Annotated in this window: 16 protein-coding genes; 12 read left to right on the top strand and 4 right to left on the bottom strand. The window is 65.1% G+C overall.

The window, feature by feature from the left end; genetic code table 11:
• Positions 1 to 75: 75 nt before the first annotated feature.
• The 5 genes from rpsF to dnaB all read left to right on the top strand — a co-directional run bounded on the left by rpsF (position 76) and on the right by dnaB (position 4,530).
• Entirely contained in the window at positions 76 to 363 is a 288-nt protein-coding gene (gene rpsF, locus ACWDUM_RS09375) for a 30S ribosomal protein S6 (RefSeq protein ID WP_450114954.1), read from the top strand.
• Positions 364 to 448: 85 nt separating this feature from the next.
• Positions 449 to 964: a single-stranded DNA-binding protein gene (locus ACWDUM_RS09370; protein WP_450133763.1), complete on the top strand. Its 516-nt coding sequence runs from the start codon at positions 449 to 451 to the stop codon at positions 962 to 964.
• A 48-nt stretch (positions 965 to 1,012) separates the two neighbouring features.
• Positions 1,013 to 1,255 carry a 30S ribosomal protein S18 gene (rpsR, locus tag ACWDUM_RS09365; RefSeq protein WP_007537290.1) on the top strand — a complete coding sequence of 81 codons (243 nt, stop codon included), beginning with the start codon at positions 1,013 to 1,015 and terminating at the stop codon, positions 1,253 to 1,255.
• A gap of 17 nt (positions 1,256 to 1,272) precedes the next feature.
• A complete protein-coding gene (gene rplI, locus ACWDUM_RS09360; protein WP_450114956.1) occupies positions 1,273 to 1,728 on the top strand; it encodes a 50S ribosomal protein L9 in 456 nt (151 codons plus the stop codon).
• A 558-nt stretch (positions 1,729 to 2,286) separates the two neighbouring features.
• Positions 2,287 to 4,530: a replicative DNA helicase gene (gene dnaB / locus ACWDUM_RS09355; protein WP_450133762.1), complete on the top strand. Its 2,244-nt coding sequence runs from the start codon at positions 2,287 to 2,289 to the stop codon at positions 4,528 to 4,530.
• 645 nt (positions 4,531 to 5,175) lie between these two features.
• On the opposite strand, the gene ACWDUM_RS09350 is transcribed toward dnaB, so the two are convergent.
• Positions 5,176 to 6,213 (bottom strand): zinc-dependent alcohol dehydrogenase family protein, encoded by a 1,038-nt coding sequence (locus ACWDUM_RS09350; protein ID WP_450133761.1) that lies wholly within the window; start codon positions 6,211 to 6,213, stop codon positions 5,176 to 5,178.
• Positions 6,214 to 6,243: 30 nt separating this feature from the next.
• A complete protein-coding gene (locus tag ACWDUM_RS09345) occupies positions 6,244 to 7,137 on the bottom strand; it encodes an aldo/keto reductase (protein ID WP_450133760.1) in 894 nt (297 codons plus the stop codon).
• Positions 7,138 to 7,565: 428 nt separating this feature from the next.
• Between ACWDUM_RS09345 and ACWDUM_RS09340 the strand changes: the two genes are divergently transcribed.
• The 3 genes from ACWDUM_RS09340 (at position 7,566) to ACWDUM_RS09330 (ending at position 10,881) form a co-directional block, all read left to right on the top strand.
• Positions 7,566 to 8,489, top strand: a complete 924-nt coding sequence (locus tag ACWDUM_RS09340) for a helix-turn-helix transcriptional regulator (RefSeq protein WP_450133759.1) — start codon at positions 7,566 to 7,568, stop codon at positions 8,487 to 8,489.
• A complete protein-coding gene (locus ACWDUM_RS09335) occupies positions 8,489 to 8,890 on the top strand; it encodes a (R)-mandelonitrile lyase (protein ID WP_450133758.1) in 402 nt (133 codons plus the stop codon). The genes ACWDUM_RS09340 and ACWDUM_RS09335 overlap by 1 nt, the downstream gene beginning before the upstream one ends.
• 515 nt (positions 8,891 to 9,405) lie before the next feature.
• Positions 9,406 to 10,881 carry a glyceraldehyde-3-phosphate dehydrogenase gene (locus tag ACWDUM_RS09330; RefSeq protein WP_450133757.1) on the top strand — a complete coding sequence of 492 codons (1,476 nt, stop codon included), beginning with the start codon at positions 9,406 to 9,408 and terminating at the stop codon, positions 10,879 to 10,881.
• Between the two features lie 93 nt (positions 10,882 to 10,974).
• Here the strand turns inward: ACWDUM_RS09330 and ACWDUM_RS09325 are convergent, their stop codons facing one another.
• Together ACWDUM_RS09325 and ACWDUM_RS09320 are read right to left on the bottom strand one after the other, a co-directional pair.
• Positions 10,975 to 11,268 carry a cupin domain-containing protein gene (locus ACWDUM_RS09325; protein WP_450133756.1) on the bottom strand — a complete coding sequence of 98 codons (294 nt, stop codon included), beginning with the start codon at positions 11,266 to 11,268 and terminating at the stop codon, positions 10,975 to 10,977.
• 540 nt (positions 11,269 to 11,808) lie between these two features.
• Positions 11,809 to 15,081 (bottom strand): protein kinase domain-containing protein, encoded by a 3,273-nt coding sequence (locus ACWDUM_RS09320; protein WP_450133755.1) that lies wholly within the window; start codon positions 15,079 to 15,081, stop codon positions 11,809 to 11,811.
• A 2,023-nt stretch (positions 15,082 to 17,104) separates the two neighbouring features.
• Here ACWDUM_RS09320 and ACWDUM_RS09315 point away from each other — a divergent pair.
• From ACWDUM_RS09315 to nthA, 4 genes are all read left to right on the top strand, one after another.
• Positions 17,105 to 18,025, top strand: coding sequence for a helix-turn-helix domain-containing protein (locus ACWDUM_RS09315; RefSeq protein ID WP_450133754.1), 921 nt, complete (start codon positions 17,105 to 17,107; stop codon positions 18,023 to 18,025).
• Positions 18,026 to 18,257: 232 nt separating this feature from the next.
• Positions 18,258 to 19,319, top strand: a complete 1,062-nt coding sequence (gene oxdA, locus ACWDUM_RS09310) for an aliphatic aldoxime dehydratase (protein WP_450133753.1) — start codon at positions 18,258 to 18,260, stop codon at positions 19,317 to 19,319.
• 47 nt (positions 19,320 to 19,366) lie between these two features.
• The gene (locus ACWDUM_RS09305) at positions 19,367 to 20,917 is read left to right on the top strand and encodes an amidase (RefSeq protein WP_450133752.1); all 1,551 of its coding nucleotides are present in this window, start codon (positions 19,367 to 19,369) and stop codon (positions 20,915 to 20,917) included.
• Between the two features lie 57 nt (positions 20,918 to 20,974).
• A complete protein-coding gene (gene nthA / locus ACWDUM_RS09300; RefSeq protein ID WP_450133751.1) occupies positions 20,975 to 21,601 on the top strand; it encodes a nitrile hydratase subunit alpha in 627 nt (208 codons plus the stop codon).
• Positions 21,602 to 21,615: the final 14 nt, after the last annotated feature.

The following is a 21,615-nucleotide window of genomic DNA, read 5'->3' as shown; positions in this document are numbered from 1 at the left end:
GTTGCTGACGCAACGACCCTCCTGTCACGGAACGTCCGTGACCGTTTCACAGTCCATAGGAGGTGATGAGGTCTTATGCGTCATTACGAACTGATGGTCATTCTCGACCCCAGCCTGGACGAGCGCACTGTCGCCCCGTCGCTGGATACGTTCCTCAATGTTGTCCGCAAGGACGGCGGCTCCGTCGACAACGTCGACATCTGGGGCAAGCGTCGCCTCGCCTACGAGATCGCCAAGCACAGCGAAGGCATCTACGCGGTGATCGATCTGAAGGCGACCCCGGACACGGTCAACGAGCTGGATCGCCAGCTCGGCCTGAACGAGTCGGTGCTGCGCACCAAGGTTCTGCGCCACAACAAGTGATCCTGTCCGCGCCGGGCCCGACGGCTGTCGTATCGACGCCCTAGGCTCGGGGCATCTGGATTCCACACACTGCAGGAGGAACCACATGGCAGGCGACACCGTGATCACCGTCGTCGGGAACCTGACGGCCGATCCCGAGCTCCGCTTCACCCCCGCGGGTGCCGCGGTCGCGAACTTCACCGTCGCGTCCACGCCCCGCACGTTCGACCGCCAGAGCAACGAGTGGAAGGACGGCGAAGCGCTGTTCCTCCGCTGCAACATCTGGCGTGAGGCAGCGGAGAACGTCGCGGAGTCGCTGACTCGCGGTTCGCGGGTGATCGTGCAGGGCCGGCTCAAGCAGCGGTCCTACGAGACCCGTGAGGGCGAGAAGCGCACTGTCGTGGAGCTCGAGGTCGACGAGATCGGCCCCTCGCTCCGGTACGCCACGGCCAAGGTCAACAAGGCCAACCGCGGTGGCGGTGGCGGCGGTGGCGGCTTCGGTTCCTCGGGCGGCGCGGGCGGTGGACGCCCCGCGGCCGGGCCGGCCGACGACCCGTGGGGCAGCGCCCCGCAGGCGTCCGGTTCCTTCGGTGGCGGTGGAAACGACGAACCGCCGTTCTGACCCTCCGGGGTCGGACGCGATGAACATTGAGAAGTACGGAGAAGGACAATGCCGAAGCCGCCGTTGCGCGACAAGGTGATGAAGAAGAAGGTCTGCACCTTCTGCAAGGAAAAGAACGTGCAGATCGACTACAAGGACACGACGCTGCTGCGTAAGTACGTCAGCGACCGCGGCAAGATCCGCGCGCGCCGTGTCACCGGCAACTGCGTCCAGCACCAGCGGGACGTCGCGGTTGCCGTGAAGAACTCGCGTGAGGTGGCCCTGCTTCCTTACGTCTCTACGGCTCGCTAAGGAAAGGGAGGGAAGACATGAAGCTGATCCTCACTGCTGACGTGGACAACCTCGGTGCGCCCGGCGACACCGTGGAGGTCAAGGACGGCTACGGCCGCAACTACCTGCTGCCCCGCGGCCTGGCGATCGTCGCCACCCGTGGCGCCGAGAAGCAGGTCGAGGGCATCCGTCGTGCCCAGGAGGCCCGCGCGGTGCGCGGCCTGGACCACGCCAAGGAGCTCAAGGCCGCCATCGAGGGCATCGAGGGCATCTCGCTGTCCGTCAAGACGGCCGGCGACTCGGGCAAGCTGTTCGGTTCGGTTACGGCCGCCGACGTTGCCGGCGCCATCAAGGCCGCGGGTGGCCCCGTGGTCGACAAGCGGATCGTCGAGCTGCCGAAGGCCCACATCAAGGCCGTCGGCAAGCACCTGGTGCTGATCAACCTGCACCCGGACGTGACCGCCAAGTTCCACCTGAACGTGGTTGCCGGCTAGTCCGTCACCCGTTCGACAGCAGGGCCCCGCAGACCCCGGTCTGCGGGGCCCTGCTGTTTGTAATTCAGGCTCGGTTTCACGCGAAACCGGCAGGTGTACGGGGTTGTGACAGACACCTAAACGAGCGTCCGACAGGTGTTATCTGTCACTGTGTGCCATTTCACGTTGCGAAAGGGAGTGAAATGCGCAACACGCCCGACCTCCGATCGGCGACGACACGCCGGACGAGTCTTCCTCCACAGGTGTGTGAACAGAAAAATGCGATCTGACCTGCAGTCTTGGGATGTGTGATCTTCGTTATCCTCATGTTGTCCCCAGGTGGTGAACAACCCGTTGCTGGCGATTCCACAATTCATCCACAGCTGTGTACACAAGCCGTGTTGATCCGGGCGGTCGCTGTGCATAACGTCGTCGCGGGCGTGTCCGCGAGGCGGTCCGGGACGGGTCTTCCGGCCCGACCGGAGAACCGTGTCGGTGTGGGCGCGTATCTATTTCGTATGGTGCCGGTTGCACGTCTTCTGCAGCGGGCTCGTACTTGCGGGAGAGGACGGTTATCGCGTGGCGGTTGTCGACGATCGTGGGCACTCGGACTACCCGGAGCCGGACGAGCCGCCCCGGGAGGACTTCGGGCGCCAGCCCCCGCAGGACATGACCGCGGAGCAGTCCGTGCTCGGCGGCATGCTGCTGAGCAAGGACGCGATCGCGGACGTGCTCGAGAAGCTGCGCCCCGGCGACTTCTACCGGCCTGCCCATCAGAGCGTGTACGACGCGATCCTGGACCTGTACTCGCGCGGTGAGCCCGCCGACCCGGTCACCGTCGCCGCCGAACTCGAGCGCAAGGGTGAGCTGCGCCGCATCGGCGGTGCGCCCTACCTCGTGACGCTCACCCAGGCGGTGCCCACAGCGGCGAACGCCGGGTACTACGCCGAGATCGTCGCGGAGAAGTCGATCCTGCGACGGCTGGTCGAGGCGGGCACCCGCATCGTCCAGTACGGGTACGCCGGCGCCGACGGTCAGGATGCCTCGGAGGTCGTCGACCGCGCCCAGGCCGAGCTGTACGACGTCACCGAGCGCCGCACCGCCGAGGACTTCGTGATCCTCGAGGAACTGCTGCAGCCGACGATGGACGAGATCGACTCCATCGCCAGCCGCGGCGGCATCTCGCTCGGTGTCCCCACCGGCTTCAGCGAGCTCGACGAGATCACCAACGGCCTGCACCCGGGACAGATGATCATCGTCGCGGCCCGACCCGGCGTCGGCAAGGCGCTCGCCCTCGACACTCCCCTGCCCACCCCGACCGGCTGGACCACGATGGGCGAGGTCGCCGTCGGCGACCGGCTCGTCGACGCGCACGGCAGGCCCACCACCGTCGTCGCCGCGACCGAGGTGATGACGGGCCGGCCCTGCTACGAGGTCGAGTTCTCCGACGGCACCGTCCTCGTCGCCGACGAGCAGCACCAGTGGCTGACGGAGGTCGACGGGGCCGCCGCCGTGCGGATCACCGGCGACATCGCCGCCACCGCCGACGCGGGGCACGTCGTGGCCAACACGCGGGCGTTGCAGCTGCCGCACGAGGAGCTGCCGGTGCCGCCGTACTCGCTCGGCGCCTGGCTCGGCGACGGGACCGTCGCCGCGTCGGCGGTCGATCCCGAGGTGGTCATGCGGATCGAGGCCGAGGACGACGCGGACCTCACCGCGATCGGCGACGGCGGCGAGCACCGGATTCCGCCGCGCTACCAGCGCGCGTCCGAGCCGCAGCGGCGCACGCTGCTGGCCGGTGTGCTGGACACGGTCGCGGACGTCGAAGCGGACGGCACCGTGCGGGTGTCCGCGCCGAACGCCGACTTCGCCGCCGACCTCGCCGAGCTGCTCGCGGGCCTGGGCTACGAGTCCCGGGTCGACGGCGCGACGGTGACCTTCGCGACCGAGGACGACGTGTTCGGTGGGCCGCGGAAGGCGCTGCTGCACAAGAAACTTCGCGGACATCACGCGGCGCGGTGTGGGATCCGCCGGATCGTCGCCGTCCGCCGCGTCGACAGTGTCCCGGTGCGGTGCGTCGAGGTCGACAACGCCGAGCACCTGTACCTCGCCGGCCACGCCATGGTGCCGACGCACAACTCCACGATCGGCATGGACTTCATGCGCTCGTGCTCGATCAAGCACGGCATGGGCAGCGTCCTGTTCTCACTGGAGATGAGCAAGACCGAGATCGTCATGCGTCTGCTGTCCGCGGAGGCGAAGATCAAGCTGTCGGACATGCGGTCCGGCAAGATGACCGACGACGACTGGACCCGCCTGGCGCGGCGCATGAGCGAGATCAGCGAGGCGCCGCTCTACATCGACGACTCCCCCAACCTGACGATGATGGAGATCCGCGCAAAAGCACGGCGGCTCAAGCAGAAACACGACATCAAGCTCGTCGTCCTCGACTACCTCCAGCTGATGACGTCCGGCAAGAAGGTCGAGTCCCGGCAGCAGGAGGTCTCCGAATTCTCGCGTAGCCTCAAGCTTCTCGCGAAGGAGCTCGAGGTCCCGGTCGTCGCGATCTGTCAGCTCAACCGTGGCCCCGAGCAGCGTACCGACAAGCGCCCCCAGGTCTCCGACCTCCGCGAGTCCGGCTCCCTCGAGCAGGACGCCGACATGGTCATGCTGCTGCACCGCCCCGACGCCTTCGAACGCGACGACCCCCGCGGCGGCGAGGCCGACATCATCCTCGGCAAGCACCGAGGCGGTCCGACGGCCACGATTACCGTTGCGCACCAACTGCATTACTCCCGCTTCGTGGACATGGCGCGGGGGTAGGGGACGGCGACAGGAGGTGTAGGTTCTGCATCTAGCTGGCCATTTCCGGACCTATATGTCTTGCACTTGTCATGAATCCAGGCTGGTCGCGTTTCGGAAAGGCGCAGGCACCGAGTGTCAACCGAGTTTGGACTTCTTCCGGATTCGAAGGCAACTTCCGCGCTGCACGGGCGATGAGCGCGATTACTCAGCACCACCGAGCGCCGAACGCTCTGCCAGACAACGGCGTGCCTGACGGGCAGTCATCGAACCGACACGGAGGACAACGAACCGGCGGCACCTGAGTGCCTACTTCTCAGGCTGGCTTGATCTCGCGCTGGTACGCAGCCCATTTCGTCCGGGCTCGATTCGTAGTGAAGCAGGCCCGTTCAACTCGATGAGCAGAATCGGAATCGCCTCGTTGTGTACCCGTATGTGACGCAGTATGAGCGCGATCGCGCTGCGGACGTCTGGCTTCTCCCTGGCGGCCAAGCCGACTGCTCCGAGTATCGACACCCCCTTCCGTCCGCCATCTTGACTGCTGCGAAGTTCATGCAGGCCGTTGTCAGCCCGAGGGGACTGTGTGGGAGACATCGTCGTTCACCTGAGCTAGGCGGGGACAGCCCCGGAGGTGAGGTGCACGGTGCACTTCACCTCCGGGTCGGGTCACGGTCGGACGAGCACCTTGAGTGCCTCGCGGGAGTCCATCAGCCGGTATGCCTCGGCGACGTCGTCGAGAGTGGTCTCGGCGTCGAAGACCTGCCCCGGATCGATCTCGCCGCTGAGCACCTGCGGGATGGCGGCCTCGATATAGGCGCGGACCGGCGCGGGGCCGCCGTTGAGGGTGACGTTCTTGCCGAACAGTGACCCGAATCCGATCGGTGCGTCCTCGTACTGGGGTACTCCGACGCGGGAGATCACGCCGCCGGGCCGGACGACGCCATAGGCCTGCTCGTAGGCGGGCATGTGCCCGACGGCCTCGAGCACGACGTGCGAGCCCTCGCCGCCGGTGAGTTCGAGGACCTTGGCGATGCCCTCCTCTCCACGCTCGGGGACCACGTCGGTGGCGCCGAAGCGGCGCCCCAGGTCGGTGCGGTCCGGGTGCCGTCCCATGAGGATGATCTTCTCGGCACCAAGCTGTTTCGCGGCGAGCACGGCGGACAAGCCGACCGCGCCGTCACCGATCACGGTGACGGTCTTGCCCGGGCCGACGTTGCCCATGTGCGCAGCGTGGTACCCGGTGAGGTAGACGTCCGACAGGGTCAGCAGCGACGGCAACAGCTTCTCGTCGACGTCGGATGGGATGGGAACGAGGGTGCCGGACGCCTGCGGGACACGGACCTTCTCCGCCTGCGCACCGCCGACACCGTTCGCTCCGTACCAGCCGCCATGTCGGCAGGCGGTGTGGAAGCCCTCCTCGCAGAACGGACAGGTGTTGTCGGCGAACGCAAACGGGGAGATGACCAGGTCTCCCTGCTTCAGACCGGTCACCGCATCGCCGACTTCCTCGACGACACCGATGAATTCGTGCCCCATCGGGGACCCCTCGTCACCGGCCGGCATCGAGTGGTAGGGGTGCAGGTCGGACCCGCACACGCAGGTGAGGGTGACGCGGACGATCGCGTCGGTCGGCTCGAGGATGGTGGGGTCGGGTACCTCCTCCACCCGCACGTCACCGGCGCCGTACATGAATGTTGCTCGCATGAAGAAGGTTTCCTGTTCTGGTGGATCTGGTCAGGCTTCGGGGATGGCGAGGCCGAAGTTCTCGAGCGTGATCGCCTCGGGCTCGGGGCCGCCGCGGACACCGGTGTCGAGGGCGTCGATCGCGGCCAGCTCGGTGTCGGTGAGTACGAAGTCGGTGACGTCGAAGTTCTCGGTGATGCGTCGCGGGGTGACCGATTTGGGGATGGCGGAGCGGCCCTGCTGCAGGTGCCAGCGCAGCATCACCTGAGCGGCGGACTTGCCGTGCGCGTCGCCGATCGCGCGGAGCGTCGGGTCGTCGAGGGTGCTGCCGCTGTGGCCGTCGCGGTAGAAGGTGATGCCGCCGATCGGCGACCAGGCCTGGGTGAGGATGCCGTGCTCGGCGTCGGCGGCGAGCACGTCGGGCTGCCGGAAGTAGGGGTGCACCTCGACCTGGTTGACGGCGGGAACCACGGCGGCCGCCCCGAGCAGCCGGTCGAGGTGGTCGGGCATGAAGTTGCTGACACCGATCGATCGGACCCTGCCGTCGGCGAGCAGTGTCTCGAGCGCCCGGTAGGCCTCGACGGTGAGATCGAACCGGGTCGGGAGCGGCTGGTGCAGGATCAGCAGATCGATCTGGTCCACGCCGAGCTTGCCGGCACCCTTGTCGAACGCGTGCAGGGTCGCGTCGTAGCCGTAGTCACTGATCCAGACCTTGGTCTCGATGAAGAGGTCGGAGCGGTCCAGTCCGGACCGGCGGATCGCCGCACCGACTTCACGCTCGTTGCCGTAGGCGGCGGCGGTGTCGATGTGTCGGTATCCGGTACGCAGCGCGGACTCCACGGCGGTGATCGTCTCGGCCGGGGGTGTCTGGTAGACGCCGTAGCCGAGGGCGGGCATGGTGACGCCGTTGTTCAGCGTCAGGGTGGGGACGGGATTCACAGGCATGCCTTCCACGGTAGGAACGGTGGGCGGAATCAGGGAGGGTCTGCTGTTACCTCGTTCGCGGGAAGTTCGCCGCGCCGGGCATGACGAGCCCGACGGCGGCCGCGAGCGCCCCCTCCATCAGTGCCACCGAGGCAAGCATGGCCGCCGGGTACGAGTCCGTTGCGGCGAGGACAAGGCTCGGTCCGAGTGCTCCGCCGAGTTGGTGGACCGAGTTCAGGACGCCGGGTGCGGGTGAAGTACACGACGAGGATGATCGCGAGGATCGAGGACGAGCGTGGTGAGCCGCTCGCCGTCGTGCCGCGCGGTGGCATGCGGGTGTGGGTCATGACGTCCAGGCAGAGCCCGGTTGCGCTGCTCGGGGAGTGCCGGTCGTGCCCGGTACTGCCAGTACCTCCCATGTGCGGTGCTCCGGTCGTACCGTCGAAGGCATGGATCTGAAGGCGGAGACGGGTGAGTTCCTCGCCTCGAGGCGTGCCCGGATCACACCTGACAAGGCGGGACTGCCGGCATACGGCGGGAACCGCCGGGTGCCGGGACTTCGACGCGAGGAGGTGGCGATGCTCGCCGGGGTGAGCGTCGACTACTACACCCGGCTCGAGCGCGGCAATCTCAGCGGTGTGTCCGAGTCGGTGCTCGAGGCGTTGGCGGAGGCGTTGCAGCTCGACGAGGCGGAACGCGGCCACCTGTTCGACCTCGCGCGGGCCGCGAACGCGTCCGGGGCCGCACGGTCCCGGGCGCGCCGGAAGTCACCGGCGACGCTGCGCCCCGTCGTGCAGCGAATCCTCGACTCGATGGAGGGGCTGCCCGCGTTCGTGCGCAACGGTCGGCTCGATGTGTTGGGGGCGAACTTGCTGGGCCGTGCGCTGTACGCGCCGATGTACGACTCGCCGGAGAGGATCGCACACCAGCCCGTGAACACCGCGCGGTTCCACTTCCTGGACGGCGATGCGGCCCAACAGTTCTGGGGAGAGCGGTGGGAGAAGACGGCGCACGACGCCGTCGCCATCCTGCGTGCCGAGGCAGGGAAGAACCCCTACGACAAGGAGCTCATCGCTCTCGTCGGGGAACTGTCCACGCGCAGTGAGGATTTCCGCCGGATGTGGGCGTCGCACGACGTGCGCTACCACCGCAGCGGAACGAAGGTCTTCCACCATCCGGCGGTGGGGCGGCTCGAACTCGCCTACGAGGCGCTGGAACTTCCCGCGGACGCAGGTCTGCAACTCAACGTCTACACCGCCCTGCCCGGGTCGCCGTCCGATGACGGACTCAAGCTCCTCACCTCGTGGGCGGCCACGACGCTGGCAGCAGCCCCGGCCACGGTCGAGTCAACCGAATCTCGAAAGGTCAACTGATGCAGAAGCTGTCGAAACCTGCCACGATCAAGAACCCGCCCGAGCAGTTCACCGGGGACGTGTGGCTCGACCCGATTGCGGTACCGCAGGACGGGGATCAGCGGATGGTTGTTGCCCGTGTGCGGTTCGCGCCGGGTGCCCGCACGGCATGGCACTCGCACGCGCGTGGACAGACACTGCATGTGACGTCGGGCATGGCCCTGGTGCAGTCCCGAGGCGGCGACGTCGTCGAGGTGCATCCTGGCGAGACGGTGTACTGCCCTCCCGGGGAGGAGCACTGGCACGGTGCCACCCCCGACGACTTCATGGAGCACCTCGCGATGCTCGAGAACGCCGATGACCCGGACGCCACCACGACATGGCTCGACCACGTCACCGACAGGGAATACCTGCGCCGCTGAACCTGGGTCGGGGGCGGTGTGACACCAACAATCGAGTGGACGCGGAGGCTGCCCCGCACCTCTGGTTCCCTATGTTGTTCCGCCGCCGTCCGTCCCTCTGCTCCCTGCCCTGTCCACTGGACGAGCCGGCGAGGTGGTCGATGTTGGGCTCCACGTACCCGGAAGGGCTACGAGTTCGTCGCCGATGGACGACTTGAGCCGGACGGGGGCAAGGTTCAGCAGGCGTTGCATTGCTGCCCTCACAACCGAGGTGTAGCCCGGATGAAGCGGCACAGAACCCGGGGCTGTCCTTCCCGTGAGGCGACCGGGTCCACGCCCGCGGGACGGTTTCGGTGACCGACTTGTCGACCCGAAGGAGTGCTTCCATATGCTTGGTGTCGCGCACGTCGTAATCGGCGTCCGTCGCGGACTGTTCCACCGATTCAGAACGCTGACCGGCGAGTGACGTGCGTCTCGTCTGGGGCTGCATCCAACCCACGGACGTGTCACACGAGCCGGAAAGGCAGAGGAGCGCAGTGAGCACACCGGAATTGGCACAGTGGAACTCCGAGGAGGCTCTTGCGGAAGCAATGATCCCGATCATCGGCGGCCTACACCGCACGCACTCGGTGACCATCCTGCTTCACAGCCGCTCCCTGGTGAACAAGTCGGTCATCAAGATCATGCGAACCCATCGTTTCGCCCGGCAGATCGAAGGCGAGGAGCTGTCCGTCGAGGAGACCTTCCCCTTCCTCGAGGCACTGACACACCTCGATCTCCGGCCGTCCAAGATCGATCTCGGACTGCTGGTGATGGCGTACCGCGCCAACGGCAACGGAGCGTCGATCCCGGAGTTCGTTGCACAGAGCCTTGCCGAACTGGTCAGCACCACGCCGACGTCTCCGCAGCCGCAGGATGTGATCCTCTACGGATTCGGACGTATCGGTCGACTCGTGGCTCGGTTGCTCATCGAGAAGGCCGGCTCGGGTAACGGACTGAACCTGCGTGCCGTGGTGGTCCGGAAGGGCGGCAGTGACGACCTGATCAAGCGTGCCTCGCTGCTGCGTCGTGACTCTGTCCACGGGCAGTTCAACGGCACGATCAAGGTCGACACCGAGAACAACACCCTGATCGCCAACGGCAACGTCATCAAGTTCATCTACAGCAACGATCCGACGAGCGTCGACTACACCGAGTACGGCATCGACAACGCCATCCTGATCGACAACACCGGGATCTGGCGCGACCGCGACGGGCTGGCGAAGCACCTCCGCCCGGGTGTGGCCAAGGTGGTGCTCACCGCACCCGGAAAGGGTGACGTCCCCAACATCGTGCACGGTGTCAATCACCGCGACCTCGACCCGACCGAGCGCATCGTGTCGTGCGCATCCTGCACCACCAATGCCATCGTCCCGCCGCTGAAGGCCATGGACGACGAGTTCGGCGTTGTGCGAGGCCACGTCGAGACCGTGCACTCCTTCACCAACGACCAGAACCTGCTGGACAACTACCACAAGGCCGACCGGCGTGGCCGATCGGCGCCCTTCAACCTCGTGCTCACCGAGACCGGTGCCGCATCGGCGGTCGCGAAGGCGCTTCCCGAGCTGAAGGCAAAGATCACCGGCAACTCGATCCGCGTACCCACCCCGGACGTCTCCGTCGCGATCCTCAACCTTCAGCTCACTCGTGAGACCACCAAAGATGAAGTGCTCGAACATCTTCGTCAGGAATCGCTGACAGGCGCGCTGAGTCGGAACCTCGACTACACCGCTGCGACCGACGCCGTGTCCAGCGACTTCATCGGATCACGCGCGGCGTGCATCATCGATGCGAACGCGGCGATCGTCGACGGCGACACCGCCATTCTCTACGTCTGGTACGACAACGAGTTCGGCTACTCGTGCCAGGTTGTGCGCACCGTCCAGTACCTCTCGGGTGTGGAGTACCCCATCTATCCCACGGCGGACTCCGCTGCCGCTGAGCCGGTCGGTGTGCCTGCCACTGCACAGTGACATCGGCCCCGCGAGGGGGCGGCCCCTCGCGGGGGCGGCTCCCCGCGAGGGGGCGTCTGTGGGGTCTGTGGTGGCGGGGAGAGGTTGTGGTCTTCACGTCCGGTATTCGTCGTCGGTGACGTGGCCGAGCCAGGTCACCACTCGACCGTCGGTGTCGGCTTTCTGGATGGCCAGGTGTGCCATGAAGTGGTCCGGTTGTGGCGCGCCGTGCCAGTGCACTTCGTTCGGTTCGATGCTGACGACGTCGCCCGGTCGGATCTCCTGGGCTTGTCCGCCGTGGCGGTCCACGAGGCCGATGCCGTCGGTCACGTGCAGCGTTTGGCCCTTGGGATGGGTGTGCCAGGGCGTGCGGGCACCGGGCGTGAGTCGGACATGGGCGCACCCCACCGCGGACCGATCGTCAGGATTGCGAACACCGTCGATGTAACTGCTCCGGTGAACCACTCTGCGGGTCCGACGGCAGTGCGACCATCACTTTTCGTCAACTTCATAGTTTCGGGTGTCGCCCTGAATAGTGGCAAGCCTCGACTGCGATGCTGCTGTTCGACCCTCGGCTCCGGATGACTCGGTGTCGCGGGCGCGGTGTTCCGCGCTCCAGGAGGCGAGGAGCCGGAGTCGTTCGGCTGAGGGGGAGTCGGGTTCGGCGGTGTAGATCAGCATTACGTGGCCGGGTTCGACGGGCTCGGCGCACATTCCGTGATCGAGGCGGTCGGACACCCGGCCGCCGCTAATGGGTTGCTGATGGCATTGGAACGGACTTCCTTCCCTGCCGCCTGGTTCGATGCCGATGACGCGTCGCCCACGTTGAACGCAAGGCATGCTTCCCGCGGTAAGCGGAGGGCGGCGTGATCCGCCGTCGCTGAAGTCGGGACTCGTACGAGCTTCTTGGAACACGTGAGTGACAAAAACCCTAGTGCGGGCTTCATCTCAATGTTGTCGGTGCTCGACAACCCACGCCGCGATCTGGGCCCGCGAGGTGAAGCCCAGTTTGGTCAAGATGTGCTCTACATGGCCGTCGACGGTGCGTTGGGAGATGACCAGATTGGAGGCGATCGTCCTGTTGGTCAGCCCCTCGGCGACGAGGTCGGCCACCTGCCGTTCCCGCTTTGTCAGCTCCGGCAACGGTTCCGCGGTCGGCGAGGCGGACTCGGGGCCCTGGCCGAGAGCGTAGGCGATGGCGGCGTCGAGATCGAGCGACTGGCCTTCGCGGTGTGCGGCTTCGAACGCCCGCTGGCCAAGGGCTCTGCGGGTGGATCGTTCACACTCGTCGTGATCGACGATCAGATTCGGGAACACCACCGAGGAGGCGTCCGTCACCTGACCCATAGCCTGTGCGGCGCTCAGGAGCACGGCAGCACGCAGGGCGTCGTCCTCGGCGGATGCGATCCACGCCATGGCCTCAATGCACTGTGCGGCGAGGAACGCGTCTTTCCGAGGGCGGACGAGGGCAAGTGCCTCCTGCAGCAGCCGAAGCGCACGGTCGCGGTCGCCCTGGCGCCACAGGTCGACCCCGGCGGCCCACAGTGCGTGTGACCGAAACACCGATTCGCCGTGGGATTCTGTGAGTGCGAGAACCTTCTCATGACATTTGAGGGCCCCGGTGGTGTCCTCATTCAGTCCGTAAGCCCACCCAAGTGCGATCAGTGCCCATACTTGCGCAATGAGATCGCCATGTGCGGCGAAAATGTCGTGAATGCCCTTCAAATGTTCGCTCGCGCGGCCGACTTCGCCGCTGAAAAGCTCTTGGTGTCCCCAGGTGAATTCTGCGAATGCACGAGTAAGTGGGTCCGTGGACTGTTCGATGAGCGCCTTGGCTTCGGTGACCAGGGCAGCCGCCGCAGCAAGATCTCCCTGGACCATCGCCATCACGCAATCGCGGTACATGGCCCTTGCACGTACCAAGGGTGCGGGCGCAGGACGGAGGGTGCGGGCGCGGGCGGTCCAGTGCCGTCCCTCGCCGAGTCTGCCGAGCGCGAGCCAGAACGGTTGCAGCGCCGTCGCGAAGGTCAATGCATCATCGGACCCCGCACTGTCGGTGAGGGCAAAATCGAGAGCCTCTCGGAGGTTGGGTTGCTCGCGGTCCAGGCGGTCGATCCAGTCGAGCTGCCGGGCACTGATCCACCCGGCCTCCGCGTCGAGCGCCAGCTGCCTGTACCAGTGCAGATGCCGGTTCGTCAGGTTCGACAACTCGCCGGATTCCCGCGCCTTCTCACGGCCGTAGTCGCGCAGGGTTTCGAGCATCCGGAACCGCACCGCGGTTCCCGACTCCTCCCGGATCAGGATGGACTTGTCGACCAGGGCGGCCAGCACGTCGATCAGATCGTCTGATTCCAAGTCGCTCCGGCACACCTGTTCGACGGCATCGAGTTCGCAGCCGCCGGCGAACACCGACAACTGCACCCAGAGCTGCTGCTCGGTCGGGGTGCACAACTCGTAACTCCAGTCGACACACAGACGCAGCGCCTGCTGACGGGTCGGCGCGTGCCGGCTGCCGCGCGCGAGCAGCGTGAAGCGGTCGGTGAGCCGCTGCAGGATCTGATCTGGAGACAGGGCCCGCAACCGCGCGGCCGCGAGTTCGACGGCCAGCGGTAGCCCGTCCACGCGAGCGCAGATCCCCGCGACGGTGGCCGCGTTGCCGGAGTTGAGTTCGAATCCCGGCAGTGCGGCGGCGGCGCGTTCGACGAACAAGCTGACCGCGTCATATCGGAGCATTCCTTGCAGCTGCGGTTCGCGGTCCGGATCGGGAAGCGTCAGCGGAGGCACCCTCAGCACCGCTTCACCTTCGATGTTCAAGGCCTCGCGGCTGGTGGCAAGGATCCGCAGACCCGGGCAGGCAGACAACAGCGTCGCGGCCAGCAACGCCGCCGCGTCGACCACCTGTTCGCAGTTGTCCAACACCAGCAGCAACTTCCCCGTCGCCAGGAAATCCACCAGGACCTCCCGCAGCGGCCGCGTCGACCGCGAGCGCAGCCCCAGCACGTCGGCGACCACCCCCTCGAGCAGGGCCCCGTCGCGCAAGTCCCCCAGCGTGACCAGCCACACCCCGTTCGCGAATGCCCGCCGCCTGTTCGACGCAACCTGCAACGCCAGCCGTGTCTTGCCCACTCCGCCGATCCCGGTCAACGTCACCAACCGGGAAACCGACAGCAGCCGCTTCGTCTCCGCCAGCTCGGCGCGGCGGCCGACGAACGTGGACAGCTCCGCCGGAAGATTCCCCTTCACGCCCGTCGAGGGACCGGCAGGTGAGCGGCCGGTGGTCAGGGGCACTGCCGGACCACCAACGTGGTCCCGGGCCTCCGGTTCTGCTCGCAGTGCCATCTGGTCGACCGGGAACCCGCTGTTCGCCTGCAGTCGTTGAAGCTGTTCGCCGAGGGCACCGGCAGTCGGCCTCTCGTCAGGTGTGCGAGCCATGGCGTGCTCGATAACCGCAGCCACACCGTTGTCGACACCGCTCACGCGAAGGTCGGGCACAGGCTCCGTGGTGATCCGCAGGAACTGCGCCACCACCTGCTCCCCGCTGCGACGCTCGAAGGCGGCGTGCCCGGTCAGCGCGGCGAAAAGAGTGGCGCCGAGCCCGTACACATCCGCGGCGGGCGTCGGCGGATCCCCACCGAGCACCTCCGGTGCAGTGAACGCCGGGGACCCGCTGACCGTCCCGGTCGCGGTCTCGAACCCACCGGTGATGTGCGCGATACCGAAATCCGCCAGGAGTGGCTCGCCGTAGTCGGTGAGCAGGATGTTCGCGGGCTTGACATCGCGGTGAACGACACCGGCCCGATGCGCGGTCTCGAGTGCCCCGGCCATCTTCACCCCCACCCGCAGCACCTCCGCCGCGCTGAGCGGACCATGAAGCCGGATCCGATCGTCGAGGGATCCCTGCGGGTAGTACGGCATCACCAGGTAAGGCCGACCCGAATCCGTGATCCCGACCTGCAACGCCCTCGCGATATTCGGGTGGCCGGTCAGCCGGCCCATCGCCTTCTGCTCCCGGAAGAACCGCTCCCTGTTCTCGTCGTCCAGCTCGGCGGTGAGCACCTTCACCGCCACCATCCGCTCCAGCACCGTCTGAATGCAGCGATACACCGCACCGAAACCACCGCGACCGATCTCCTCGGCCTCATCGAAACCGACTGCACGCAACTCGTCCTCGACCGCCACGGCGACGTCACGTTGGGTTCGGAACGGATCACTGTCGGTCATCAGGTACGCACTTTCCGCCCACGCGGCACCCCGGGTCGGCATGCCCACAACTCCGGACGATCTCCTCCAGGATATCGCCACGCCGGACGGCGGCATCCGATGCAATGCCGCCATCGCCACCGCGGTCGAGATCAGGGTGTCATCGCCCAACAACGCACGCAGGAGTGCTCATCATCAGCGTGCGGTATCCCGAATTGGGGGAGGATCGTGACGGTCTGAGTGTGCGGCTGGGGCGAAAAACCGTACGCGCATTCTGTCGTTCACGGACTTCCGTCGCCGTCGGGACTCGGGTGTCGTCGATCTCGGCACGGCGACCGCGTCCCGGGAACGCTTCGTGTCGACGTTTCACGGAGTAGCCCACCTCCGTCGCCGTCGCCGTCGCCGTCGCCGTCGCGAGTATGTGGCGTAGAAGGGCCGCGACCACTGAGGGGCGGCGGCGGTCCGACCATCTTGTGTGCAGGTGGTTGCGTGGCCGTCGAAGCGACTGCACCCGCGGTCTGCTCCGGCGGCCCCTTGCATCGGCCACGCACCCACATTTCTCGGATGTTCCTTGCACGTGCCCGAAGGCTCCGGCCCCGTCACAGTTCAAACATCGTACGAAGTAGGAGGCGATCGCGACCTTTCCGGTTCGGTGCCGATGGCGCTAGCGTGGGGTGCGCGTTCCCCAGGACCGCTCACACGGAGTGTTGTGGCATGGAACGGAAGATGCCAGCGCTTCAGCGTGGATGTGGTGGCGGCGCAGAGTCTCGCGGCGGCTGCGCAGATACTCCGCCTCCGCTCTGTCCGCTCCATTCACTGCTGTTGGGCTCGGCGGTGTTCGAGCGCAACAGTCACCCGGGCGGGGAGTGGTCTCGCTGCGCAGTGCTCGCGCCCACCTGGCGGACCTGCCATCCATCCTGCAGAACGGGGGCTGCGGTCTCATCGCAGTCGATGAGGATCCGCTCGTACACCAACTGCAATGGAGCGGTGGGTTGGAAGTAGCGCCCGCCAACGGTCTCGACTGTTTGCAGCGGGACGCGCAGGATCCGGTACTGACACCGGGCCAGCGCCACAACCGTGTCGGATCCGATCACCCCAACCCCACCGGATAGTCGGTATCGACCAACCACGTGCTCCCGCAGCAATTCCCGCACTGGACGCTCGGCCTGCGTGTGAGCGCCGGACCGGCGTCAACCGCCTCCGAATCAGGCAGGGAGCTGCCCCCATTTGCTGCGAGGTATCCAATAGGGCTACACCGGCGACGCGATGGCGCTGAACCAGCGATCCAGGAAGTGGCGGCGGCGAGTAGGTTGCCGGCCGCCGACCGACTGCGTTGCATGCGTAGGAAAGCATCTGGACGGGAGTCGCATCAGCGGTGAGATCAGTGATTGGAATCTGTTCATCGGCAACATTATTGGATCTCCTTGTCATGGCAACGCGAGCGAGGACGGTCTCTCATGTGTACGTCTCCAAGGGCGAACCGTTTTGTAGCAATATCTTCCGAGCAACCCACGACGGATCATACTGCGCACGAATAGATCTGAGCATTCTGGCGATGGGCGCCCGCGGTCAACACCGCAGGATTCTTGGATGTTGACTACGGGCCACCGCACGGCATCGCGAGCGTGCCGTCAGCTAAGGCCGAGGGGCGTCTATCGGGGACCGTTGCTCGGCATCGGTGAAGTGCAGTGCTTTCGCACCGCGGCGGCGAGCACGGCCGGGTCGACGCTGAGTTTCCGAAACGTATGGACGACCGGTCGGCAGGTTCGACCTGACCGGTCGGTTCCTTGGGCCGTGTCGGCTCCGGTGCCGGCTGGGTGGGTTCCGGCGTCTCTCGAAGCCGTTAAGACCAAGCCACGCAGGCGGTTCGGATGTCGTCGCGACCGTAGGGGCGGCGCCATGAAGCTTTGCGCCCCGACATCTACCGGTAGCCCGATGAGCGCCCTATACTGCGACTCGGGTCGAACCATGCATTCACGCTTCATTCGTCATACGAACATTCGAGGTACCCATGACTACCGAGTGCGATCCAAGCAACCCGGAAGTGGCAAACGAAGCATCCCAGTGGTCATCGCTATTACGTAACCACTTTGTCGCACTCAGCTTATCTGGTATTGATCGCGATTCGCAGTTTACCGGAAAGGTGCAAACATTTGAACTTTCGCATCTAAGGGTATCGAGAGTTCAATCAACCGAGCAGCGCATCACTCGCAGCGACATCCTCATCAACTCTGACTGCGCCGACTATCTTCAAATTGGAATGGTTCGACGCGGACGAGCTCAAGTTTCACAAAACGGACGTGAATGCCAGTTGGAACCTGGAGATTTCGTCTTCTATGAAACCGCTTGCCCCTTCGACTGGAGAGTGAACGGAAGCTCCAGTGACGGCCTTTGGGATTTGGAAGTTTTTACGTGGCCACGGCGATCTTTGTCCTTCACCGACACTGAGGTGGGCCGCCTGACGGCACTGGCATTCAAAGGGAGTGACGGAACATCTGGATTGCTTGGCCGATTTCTGCATGATCTTGCCGCCACCGGCGTCGGGACCAGTAGTCCAATCGTCGACGAGGTCGGAGATCTAGTGAGCGCAGTTCTGCGCACCGCGATAGCGCCGGAGCAATGCACACAAGCCGACTACCTATTCCGGTCGGCCACATCATATATCGACACCAACCTCGGCGACTCGTCGATGTCGCCCACCACAATTGCTGCGGGAATGAACGTATCAGTGCGGCACCTTCATAGAGTCTTTGCGGAACACGGAGCGACTGTCGCAGGGTTCGTGCGAAATCGACGTATCGAGCAATGCCGCCGAGAGATTGCCGGCGAACTGGGCCCGGGATTGACCATCAGTCGTGTGGCCCGGAAGTGGGGTTTCAACGACCTGTCTCTGTTCAGTCGGACATTCAAAAAGGCATACGGAATGAGTCCGCTCCAGTACAAGATCGCGGTCGGTGGACGTTGACTGATCCAATCACTCAAGGGCCACCGGGAGACAGCCGCCGAGAATTGTTCTCGGCGCCGTTGGTCAGTCCCTTCGCCATTCCGAACAGCCGCCCGTTCCCACTGTCGGCACGCATATCCAAGTAGGCGTCACGCATAGACAACTCAGACGCCGAGCCGCGCGATAGTTTGTGTCTCATCCCACAGGACCTGCCCGATTAGCAGGCCCTTACGACAGATGAGGAGTCGCGCAGATGGAATCTGCGATCAGTGAGCACCTCCGGTGCCCCCGTACGTTGAGTCGACGCGTTCCCGACTCTTACGAGCCGGCGTTCCCGCTGTGGGTGGGTCGGCACGACCATACGCTCCAGCAGGTTGCGATGGGGTTCTTCGGTGTTCAGTTCCGCGGCGAGGAGAGTCGCGCGAAAGCGCTGAGCGCCCTTCGTCAGATCGTCACCACCTTCGGGATCGAAGATGGTCCGCTGAACTACGACTTGACGCACCACGTTGACGCTGAAGGCTACGAAAACCTGATGGCTGCGGGCTACTGGAGGGACAACGCCGCTTACGACCGATGGGCGCGCTGCTCGGAGGTGGCCAATTGGTGGGAGTCCGAGGACCGTCTGACCGATGGTCTCGGCTTCTTCCGGGAGACCCTGAAGCCTCGTGACGAACAGATCGAGACGCTGTACACATTCCAGGACAGTGTTCCCCCGGGAGTCGGATCCGTCATGGATTCGATCAGCGGGGACATTATGGAGCATGGTTACTGGGGATCCATGAGGGACCGAATCCCGGTCTCTCAGACCGACTGGATGGAGCCGTCAGGTGCGCTAAAAGTAGTTGCCGGCGATCCAGCCTGGGGTGGGCGGGTAACCATCCAGGGGCACGACAACCTGACGCTCATCAGGTCCGGACAGGACTGGTCGGAAACTGTAGGCGACGAGCGATCGTTGTACCTGGACAAGCTTCAGCCAGTCCTTGTGGCAGGCATGGATTTTCTCCGTGACAACGGCCCCGAGGTGGGCTGTTACAGCAACCGTTTCGTACGAAACATTGATCTGGACGGCGAGTTCCTCGACGTGACGTACAACTTGGGTCACTGGACAGGACTCGACAAGCTCGAGCGTTGGTCGGAATCACACGCCACACATCTCCGGATCTTCAGCGATTTCGTCAAGATCGCCACCGACCTAGGCAATTTGCGATTCCACCACGAGGTTTCGGTCTTCGATGCGGGCGATCAGTGCTACGAGTACATCAACTGCCACCCGCAGACGGGCATGCTGCGTGATGCAGCACTCCTCACGCCCTGAGCGCGCTCGGCGTATCTAGCCAGAAGATCATTTTCAAGGAGTCCTCCATGACAGTCATTCGCCCGACCCCAGACGAGATTGATAGTGCTGCAGTGTATTACGGCATGAGTCTCGATGAATCAAGCCGAGAGGAGTTCGCTGGCCTCATCGACGGCGCACTGGCTTCCTACGATGTGGTCGACGACCTGTACGCGCAAGCGACAACGCCCGCACCCGAGCGGTCGTACACGAGGCCAGCGCCCGGAGAAAACGGCTTGGGCGCATGGTATGTGAAGACAAACATCACGTCGGCCGTCGAAGGACCCCTGTCTGGGCGCCAGGTTGCCGTGAAGGACAACGTCGCGGTGGCCGGTGTTCCGATGATGAACGGGTCACGGTCGTTGGAAGGGTTCGTGCCGTCGCGTGACGCGACAGTCGTGACGCGACTGCTCGAGGCCGGAGCGACCATTGCCGGAAAGGCGGTCTGCGAAGACCTCTGCTTCTCCGGCTCCAGTTTCACACCCGCCACTGGCCCGGTACGCAATCCGTGGGACCGTGGCCGCGAGGCAGGCGGATCATCGGGAGGCAGTGCCGCTCTCGTTGCCAACGGCGATGTCGATCTCGCGATCGGTGGCGACCAGGGTGGATCCATTCGGATCCCGGCCGCGTTCTGCGGTGTGGTCGGCCACAAGCCGACTTTCGGCCTCGTGCCCTACACGGGCGCGTTTCCGATCGAGCGAACCATTGATCATCTCGGTCCCATTACCCGTTCCGTTTCGGACGCGGCGCTTATGCTGTCCGTCCTTGCCGGCGGCGACGGCAACGACCCTCGCCAGCGCGATGACCTGGTTGTCGACGACTATCTGACCCACCTGGGCTCCGGGGTGGATGGGATGCGTATCGGTGTTGTCGCCGAAGGTTTCGGCCACGCGAACTCGCACCCGGGCGTCGACGAGATGGTCCGGGCCGCGGCGCAGAGGTTCGCGGAAGCAGGAGCCACCGTAGAGTCGGTCAGTATTCCTTGGCACCATCACGCATTTCACGTATGGAATGTGGTCGCGACCGACGGTGGCGCCTATCAGATGCTTGACGGCAACGGCTACGGAATGGGCGTCGACGGATTCTACGATCCCGAGCAAATGGCGTACTTCGGTCGCCGCAGAATCGAGTACGCGGATGACGTTTCCGAGACCGTCAAGTTCGTTGCCTTGTGTGGCCATCATGGTGTCAACACACTGAAGGGCGCAAGTTACGCCAAGGCGCGCAACCTTGTCCCGGCGGCGCGCGCTGCCTACGACGCCGCGCTGGAACTGTTCGACGTCTTGGTCATGCCCACGATCCCATACTTGGCTACGGAATTTCCGTCACCCGATGCCGACCGCGCCACTTATGTGTCCAAGGCGCTCGGAATGATCGCCAACACCGCTCCCTTCGACGTGACAGGCCACCCTGCCCTGTCGGTTCCGGCTGGCCTCGTCGATGAGCTCCCGGTCGGAATGATGATCATCGGCAAGCACTTCGACGACGCCACAGTTCTACGCGTCGGACACGCATTCGAAGAGATCCGCGGCCAGTTTCCTGCTCCGGCAGACGCCAGTGAACTCGTGTCGGCGCCCTAGCCGAGCGCTCACTTCCGTCGATCCAAGAGTTGTCAGCCCCAACAAGAAGGTGAACACATGTCCATTCTGATCGAACATGACCAGCACACCGGCGTCCCGGGTGTACCCGAGCAGGCCCCCGCGCGGGACCGTGCATGGGCACTGTACGAGGCGCTCAAGGGCAAGGGGCACATACCCGAAGGGTACGTGGAGGGGTGGAAGAAGACCTTCGAAGAGGACTTCTCGCCTCGGAGGGGCGCCGAGATCGTTGCACGCGCTTGGACGGATCCCGACTTCCGTGAGCGTCTGCTGACCGACGGTACCGCAGCGGTCGGCGAGTACGGGTATCTCGGTCCTCAGGGCGAGTACATCGTCGCCCTCGAAGACACTCCGACGCTCAAGAATGTCATCGTCTGTTCGCTCTGCTCGTGCACTGCTTGGCCGATCCTCGGACTGCCCCCGACCTGGTACAAGGACTTCGAGTACCGGTCCCGAGTCATCCGCGAACCGCGCAACGTGCTCGCAGAGATGGGGACCATCCTTCCTGAAGGCGTAGACATCCGCGTCGTCGACACCACTGCCGAAACTCGGTATCTGGTGATCCCGGTGCGTCCGGCCGGCACGGAAGGGTGGACCGCGGAGCGGCTGCAGAGCATCGTGACCAAGGACTGCCTGATCGGTGTGGCGGTCCCCCAGGTTCCGTAGCAGTCACGAAAACG

Source organism: Rhodococcus sp. NPDC003322 (assembly GCF_053589555.1).
The sequence above is the reverse complement of the archived record's forward strand: the minus strand, read 5'-3'. Positions and strand labels throughout refer to the sequence as shown.

Bases quoted from the DNA above. Each gene is read 5' to 3' on its own strand.
- rplI (WP_450114956.1), top strand. From the start codon at position 1,273: ATGAAGCTGATCCTCACTGCTGACGTGGACAACCTCGGTGCGCCCGGC.
- ACWDUM_RS09305 (WP_450133752.1), top strand. From the start codon at position 19,367: ATGACAGTCATTCGCCCGACCCCAGACGAGATTGATAGTGCTGCAGTG.
- rpsF (WP_450114954.1), top strand. From the start codon at position 76: ATGCGTCATTACGAACTGATGGTCATTCTCGACCCCAGCCTGGACGAG.
- rpsR (WP_007537290.1), top strand. From the start codon at position 1,013: ATGCCGAAGCCGCCGTTGCGCGACAAGGTGATGAAGAAGAAGGTCTGC.
- nthA (WP_450133751.1), top strand. From the start codon at position 20,975: ATGTCCATTCTGATCGAACATGACCAGCACACCGGCGTCCCGGGTGTA.
- ACWDUM_RS09345 (WP_450133760.1), bottom strand. From the start codon at position 7,137: ATGCCTGTGAATCCCGTCCCCACCCTGACGCTGAACAACGGCGTCACC.
- oxdA (WP_450133753.1), top strand. From the start codon at position 18,258: ATGGAATCTGCGATCAGTGAGCACCTCCGGTGCCCCCGTACGTTGAGT.
- ACWDUM_RS09350 (WP_450133761.1), bottom strand. From the start codon at position 6,213: ATGCGAGCAACATTCATGTACGGCGCCGGTGACGTGCGGGTGGAGGAG.
- ACWDUM_RS09320 (WP_450133755.1), bottom strand. From the start codon at position 15,081: ATGACCGACAGTGATCCGTTCCGAACCCAACGTGACGTCGCCGTGGCG.
- ACWDUM_RS09370 (WP_450133763.1), top strand. From the start codon at position 449: ATGGCAGGCGACACCGTGATCACCGTCGTCGGGAACCTGACGGCCGAT.
- ACWDUM_RS09340 (WP_450133759.1), top strand. From the start codon at position 7,566: ATGGATCTGAAGGCGGAGACGGGTGAGTTCCTCGCCTCGAGGCGTGCC.
- ACWDUM_RS09335 (WP_450133758.1), top strand. From the start codon at position 8,489: ATGCAGAAGCTGTCGAAACCTGCCACGATCAAGAACCCGCCCGAGCAG.